The sequence below is a fragment of the Candidatus Aegiribacteria sp. genome (assembly GCA_021108435.1).
Classification (GTDB): domain Bacteria; phylum Fermentibacterota; class Fermentibacteria; order Fermentibacterales; family JCC-6; genus Aegiribacteria.
This window is the reverse complement of record JAIOQY010000216.1, coordinates 1-6,203: the sequence shown is the minus strand read 5'-3', so window position 1 is coordinate 6,203 and position 6,203 is coordinate 1. Positions and strand designations below refer to the sequence as shown.

5 protein-coding genes are annotated in these 6,203 nt (G+C 45.8%); 2 read left to right on the top strand and 3 right to left on the bottom strand.

What is annotated here, in order from left to right; genetic code table 11:
• The 3 genes from K8R76_13360 to K8R76_13350 all read right to left on the bottom strand — a co-directional run.
• The coding region (locus tag K8R76_13360; GenBank protein MCD4849164.1) for a PAS domain S-box protein at window positions 1-3,051 on the bottom strand (3,051 nt) is incomplete at its 3' end.
• 170 nt (window positions 3,052-3,221) lie between these two features.
• Window positions 3,222-3,758, bottom strand: coding sequence for a DUF4416 family protein (locus tag K8R76_13355; GenBank protein ID MCD4849163.1), 537 nt, complete (start codon window positions 3,756-3,758; stop codon window positions 3,222-3,224).
• Complete coding sequence (locus tag K8R76_13350) at window positions 3,743-4,558, bottom strand: arylamine N-acetyltransferase (protein ID MCD4849162.1); 816 nt, start codon at window positions 4,556-4,558, stop codon at window positions 3,743-3,745. Before K8R76_13350 ends, K8R76_13355 begins: the two co-directional genes overlap by 16 nt.
• Window positions 4,559-4,603: 45 nt before the next feature.
• On the opposite strand from K8R76_13350, the gene K8R76_13345 reads away from it, so the two are divergent.
• Window positions 4,604-5,578, top strand: coding sequence for a TIGR01212 family radical SAM protein (locus K8R76_13345; GenBank protein MCD4849161.1), 975 nt, complete (start codon window positions 4,604-4,606; stop codon window positions 5,576-5,578).
• A gap of 107 nt (window positions 5,579-5,685) precedes the next feature.
• Window positions 5,686-6,203, top strand: a 518-nt coding sequence (locus K8R76_13340) for an asparagine--tRNA ligase (GenBank protein ID MCD4849160.1), incomplete at its 3' end; no start/stop codon positions are given.

Genomic DNA, 6,203 nt, shown 5'->3' with positions numbered 1-6,203 from the left:
GCCCTCAAGAGCTTCTCGAATAATCTTTTGAAGTTCTTTCATAACATATGGCTTATGGATAAATCCGGTTATACCTTTACCGGCAAAGCGCCTTAATATCTCCTGTTTACTGTAACCACTGGACATAATGATCCGGATATCGCTCTTGATTCTTCGCATCTCACAAAAGGCCTCTTCACCGTCCATATGCGGCATCGTAAGATCCAATAGTACACAGTCAATCTCGTTATATCTTGCCCTGAAAATCTCGACAGCCTTCAGTCCATCTTCAGTCGTTATTACTGTGAAACCCAACCGTTCAAGCATATGTCTGCCGACCGCACGGACAGTTTCCTCGTCGTCAACAATTAGGATCGTACCGTGACCATACCAGTCAAGCTCCTTGTCCATTTCTTCAGGTTCAAGTTCGGGGAGTTCCACATTAGCTGGAAAGAGAATCCTGAATGTCGTTCCTTTCCCTGGTTCACTAGTGACCCTGAGAACTCCATTGTGTCCGCGTACAATACCCAGAACAGCTGACAGTCCCAGTCCACGTCCAATAACTTTTGTTGAGAAGAACGGATCGAACAGTTTTTCTTTTGTTTCACTATCCATGCCGCATCCGGTATCGGTCACCTCGAGACATGCATACATCCCTTCCTGCAGGTTCTCGTCCATATACATTTCGAGAAGATAGGAGCGGTCGTACTGAGCAAGTCCTGTGGAAATCGAGATAACGCCGCTATCATCACTCAATGCTTCCGATGCGTTCATGATGAGATTCATTAATACCTGTCGGATCTGCGTCGCGTCAGCCATGATGATAACAGGAACATCAGAGAGGTTGTACTTCAGAATAGATTTCTTGCTTATCGAGACATCCAGAATGTGGGACATCTCGCGAACAATCTCCGAAATATCTACCGGCTCAATGACAAAATGCCCTTTTCCGGAATAGGCAAGCATCTGCCGACAGAGCTCTGCAGCTCGATGAGCTGCCGTTTCAATGTCCTGGATATTTTGACGTGCCGGAGATACAGGGGAAAGATCGAGCAGCGCAAGATCGGCGTTACCCAGGATACCAGTGAGCAGGTTGTTAAAGTCATGGGCGATACCGCCCGCAAGCACTCCCAGACTCTCGAGTTTCTGTGCCTGCAAAACTTGGCGTTCGAGACTCAGATGTTCCTGTTCGGCACGTTTGCGTTCTGTGATATTCATCATAATGCCCTGGAGAAACAGAGGTGTCCCATCATCGCTTTTAATTATAATTGCTTCGTCCCTGAACCAGACAGTTTCACCCGTTTTCGAGATCATGCGATACTCTGATACAAACGGTTCGCAGGTCTCATGGCAATGTTTAATCTCCTTCAGCACTCGGTCATGATCATCGGGAAAAAGATGCTGATTCCAGAAGTTTGTATTGTCCGAATAAGCCTGCGGTGAAAAACCAAGGAATAATTCAATCTGGGGGCTGATAAAAGTTGTTGTGCTGATCTCGTTAAGTACAGCGGTATATGTGACTGCGGGCATTTGCTCGACAAGAGACCTGTAGCGTGTCTCTGCTTTCCGCAATGCCTTTTCCGCCATCTTGCGCTCTGTTATATCCCGCCCGGCCCCCTGAAATTCGACCACGTTCCCATCTTCATCAAGGATAGCTCGATTTGTCCACTGGTTCCATCGCGACTCACCATTTGGCATGATGATGCTGTATTCATGGGTAGCAACCGGGTTCTCGCTTCCCAGAGACGCAAAATACTCCTTCACAGCCTGATGATATTCATCAGGGATCAAAGAAATAAAACTGTGACCTAAGAGTTCTTCGCGTTTCTTCTGAAAGTAGCGACAGTATGCGTCGTTAACGAATGTAAGAGTACCATCCGGCAGATTACGGCAAATGAGCTCAGTCTGGTCCTCGACGATACCACGATAGCGTTCCTCACTCTGTCGCAGGCAACCTTCCGCTCGTTTGCGTTTGAAGACATTTGCCGTCAGGGCAAGAATCATGAGGGATTGCATCACAACGAAGGCAATCACCATCCAGATATATGCTTTGTATTTATAGTACAGTGACACGGGTTCATTGATTACGATTCTCTCAGGCGGTAGATCAGAGACTGAAATTCCAAATCTGTGCATAACTCCATAATCGAACATCGGTACATTCGGGCTTTCAGTCAGCACAGGTATCTCATCGGCTGATTCACCTTTCAGTATTCTAAGGGCCAATCGTGCGGCGTGTTCACCCTGGGCTTCGCCGCTGATTACTATTCCACCCACAACACCGTGTCCTACAAACATATCCCAGGCAGTGTATACAGGAGCATCACTGTTCTCCGTAACAAGCATCGTGTATTCATTATAGCTGAAGGTTCTTCCGGCTTTATCTCTATAGAAAGACATGAGTAGAACAATTGCTTTATCGGGCAGAGTGTTAAGAGCTTCTATCAGGTCTTCAGTGGTCATATTGAACAGCTCAATGAATTCAATTCTAGTGGTGAATTCCGGTGCAACTTCTCTGAAGTGTTCCAGGTTCCAGATGCCGGTAGGAGTGCTGTCATTTACCACAGCCACATATTGTGTACCAGGGTGCAGATCAAGAGCCAGTTCAATTGTGCCGCGCAGATCCAAAGCCTCTGCCACACCTGTGATTCCGTGTACACCATTAATCCGGGATTCCGAATAATTATTCAGTCCGCAGAAAACGATGGGAACACCCGGAAAAAGCTGATCACGTTGAGTCAGCATGAAATTCAGCGCATTGTCATCAGTGGTAATGATGAGATCAAAGTGATCAGCCTCATACTTCGTCCTGTACAACTGCTCCAGTAGAGGAAACATGGTCTCTGTTACATGAACCTTCGTGTCCATATACTCAATATGAATATTAATCTCGAAATCAGTTTCCTCGAGGATAGAACGAAGTCCTGCATTGATACTTTCAGTCCAAATGAACCCCGGATGATATGAATGAAGAATCAGGATGCTCGGAACATCACGATTAGGAATATCTGCTGAAGTGAAACCTGCACTGCTGATCAACACCGTAATCAACACGCAGAACAGTGCGTTCAATGATGTACTTCTCAAAGTATGCATGGCAACATTCTGGAGCCTCCGTACATAACAGCATACAGGTGTTTTTCTGGTGGACACACATTCTGTATAAACCCCTGATCGGCAGACTTCACTCTCTGAAGCAAAATATCCAGATTATGGACGTAATGTCAATACCAATAAAAACCCTAAATACTAATTTGCCTGAGCAGTTTTCGGTATAGTTTTCTGGCTTCAAGCATGAAATCATTGAATCTTCCATCCTTGAAATCCGGAAAGCTATGGTCAGGAGCAGTGAATGAACCGCGACCATACCTGAGACACGTGTGAGCCCATACGCCTTTTCCCATGTAAATTTTATCCGGAGCGCTTTTGAATGAGGCAAGAACAAGTTTACTGTAATCAAGATACCCGGGGTCGATGTTCACTGTGCGATTAGCCTTCCGATCCAGATAACCGTTCTCAATACTTTCGCAGAAATATTTCCATTCAGCAATCTCAGAAGCATCCCATAGCTTGCTGAAACAGTACCAGCACCTTGAGAGAGAAGACCCCATCTCTTTTTCATAGTAATCTGAAAGATCGAAAGGGTAAACGGGACTAACCAGTTCTGCCTCTCCGAATCTGGATTCAAGCGGTATACGTGTACTTTCCTTCAGATGATCCTCAAGAGAGATGATGCTGACAATAACCATTACAGGGGGAACTTCTACCTGTCCTGACATAGCTTTATCCATTCACTTAGCGCAGCATCAGCAACAGTTCGGTTCAAACCGAAGTACTTCTCAATCTGTCCGGAGTAGTTATCCCGGAGTTTCTCGTTCTGCTTTCCCTCCTTAGCAACTATGCGGAGGTTCATATTGTGAGCGGATAACCGTCTATCTTCACTTCGGCAGTTCAGATGAAGGCTGTTCATACCTGTAGCATCAAAGGACATCTGCCAGTGCCTTCTGAATTCTGCACGGCTTACAGGTTTCAGATATACTTCGTATCTCCACTGCCTGTTCTCGCCCTCTATCGTATACATGTTATATGACTTACTTTCAGAATCAGGTTCCCATATCAGTTTCTTATCGTATACATCAAGCCTTGTATTCTTTCCCTGCTCCAGAGGTATCGGTACGGGAACAAGGTATCCGGGATCCGCCAGAAATCGAGTCCCATCGGGAGTGATAATTAATAGAGCGCAATGGATATTCCTGCCATGCCGCATTTCAGCCATAACTGGGTTACAGATATAACCCGCTGATTCAAGAACATCGCCAAGCGCAGCAGTAAGAGAGAAGCACGTTCCTCCCGCTCCATTCTGAATATGTTCACTGATAACGGTTCCAGGCAGTCTCAGCCTGCTTGCTTTCTCTTTTAGCTGTGCTTTAGTTAAGAACTTGGTTAGGTTTTCCCATGGTATACTCGAAAAGCTCTGAACAATTTTACGAAGGGAATCCTTTTTAGCATCGTCAGGAACCAGACCGAAGTAATCGAAGAACATAGCCGCTGCTCTGGTAATCCTCTGATGGTCTGCCATGTCGGGTTCCTTTCATTTTCTGATTAATAGGGGTGTGAAAGTTTAATGGACCGGGGACGCATTCGCAACCTCAACGGTTTCCTCAAGCAGATTTTCGGTACCAGAGTCTATAAAATTGGTCTCTGGGGTGGATTCACATGCCCCAATCGGGATGGAAGTATCGGGACCGGAGGATGTTCATTCTGCAACCCAGCAGGCAGTCGTCCGATGACCTTTAAAGAAGGCATGTCAATCACTGAGCAGTTGGAAGCCGGCTCCCGATATGTTGCATCCAGATATAAAGTTGACAGTTTTCTGGCCTATTTTCAGGACTATTCCACGACCTATGCAGATACAGACAAATTGAATACACTTTATTCAACAGCGCTTGATTTTCCTGGAGTTGTCGGCCTGACTCTCTGCACAAGGCCGGATTGTCTGAATGCAAAGATTCTTGATCTACTGGAAGAATTTTCAGAAAGAACCTTTCTCCTGGTTGAACTGGGTGTTCAAACATCGAATGACAGAATTCTGAAGGATATGAACAGGTGTCATACATCGAAAGACACTCTGAGTGCAATGGAAAAGCTTCACTCAAGGAGTATCCTTACTACAGCTCAGATGATAATCGGTTATCCTGGATCCGATGATGAAGATATTCTCACTGATGCGGAATTCATTCTAAGAACAGGAACTTCAGGATTGAAACTGCAGAACCTTCATGTGGTAAAAGACACCGCGCTTGAAAGAATGTACCTTAACAATGAATTCAGCTTAATAACGATTGATAAATACATTGATAGAGTCGTTACTTTCCTCGAGTATACGGAACCGTGGGTCGTAATACAGAGACTGACCGGAGAGGCTCATCATGATCTGACAGTGGCTCCAAAATGGTCTCGGATCAAACAATCGGTAGTAAACGGAATACATGAGGCACTCGAAGACAGGAACAGCTGGCAGGGCAAGAAACTCGGACATCCCAGAACTGCGCTGGACGCTCCTTTCCCCAACGTAAGAACACACTGGAATCTCAACTGACGAGTTGCCGGAAATCCCTGCTGTACTTAGATTATTCCTTCCGAATTCAATTGATTGCTGTTATTCTGGATTCAGCATTAATTACTAAGCTGAACCTGGAGGTCCCAATGATAGAGCGCTCAACAATCCAGTCTGTTCTTGCAGGAGAATGTAAGGATGAGATTGTTACTGTCTACGGTTGGATCAGAACAGCCAGAATGGGTAAAAATGTAGCTTTTGCCTCTATAAATGATGGCTCATCTTCTTCTGTTCTTCAGGTTGTTTTTGACAGAGACCGATTCACGGATGATGAACTCTCAGGGCTTTCCACCGGTGCATGCATCAGGATCAGCGGTAAACTGATTGATTCACCGGGTACTGAGCAGTCACAAGAGATCAATGCTGAACAGCTGGAGATTATCGGTCCCGTTGGAGATGATTATCCTCTTCAGAAAAAAAGGCATTCCATCGAGTTTCTAAGGACAATCCCTCACCTCAGACCCAGGACGAATACATTCGGCGCTGTATTCCGGATGAGCCACCACCTCAGCCTCGCGATCCACAGGTTCTTCGATGAAAACGGTTTCTTCTTTATCCATGCACCGCTTATTACAACAAGCGATGCCGAGGGGGCCGGAGAAGCCTT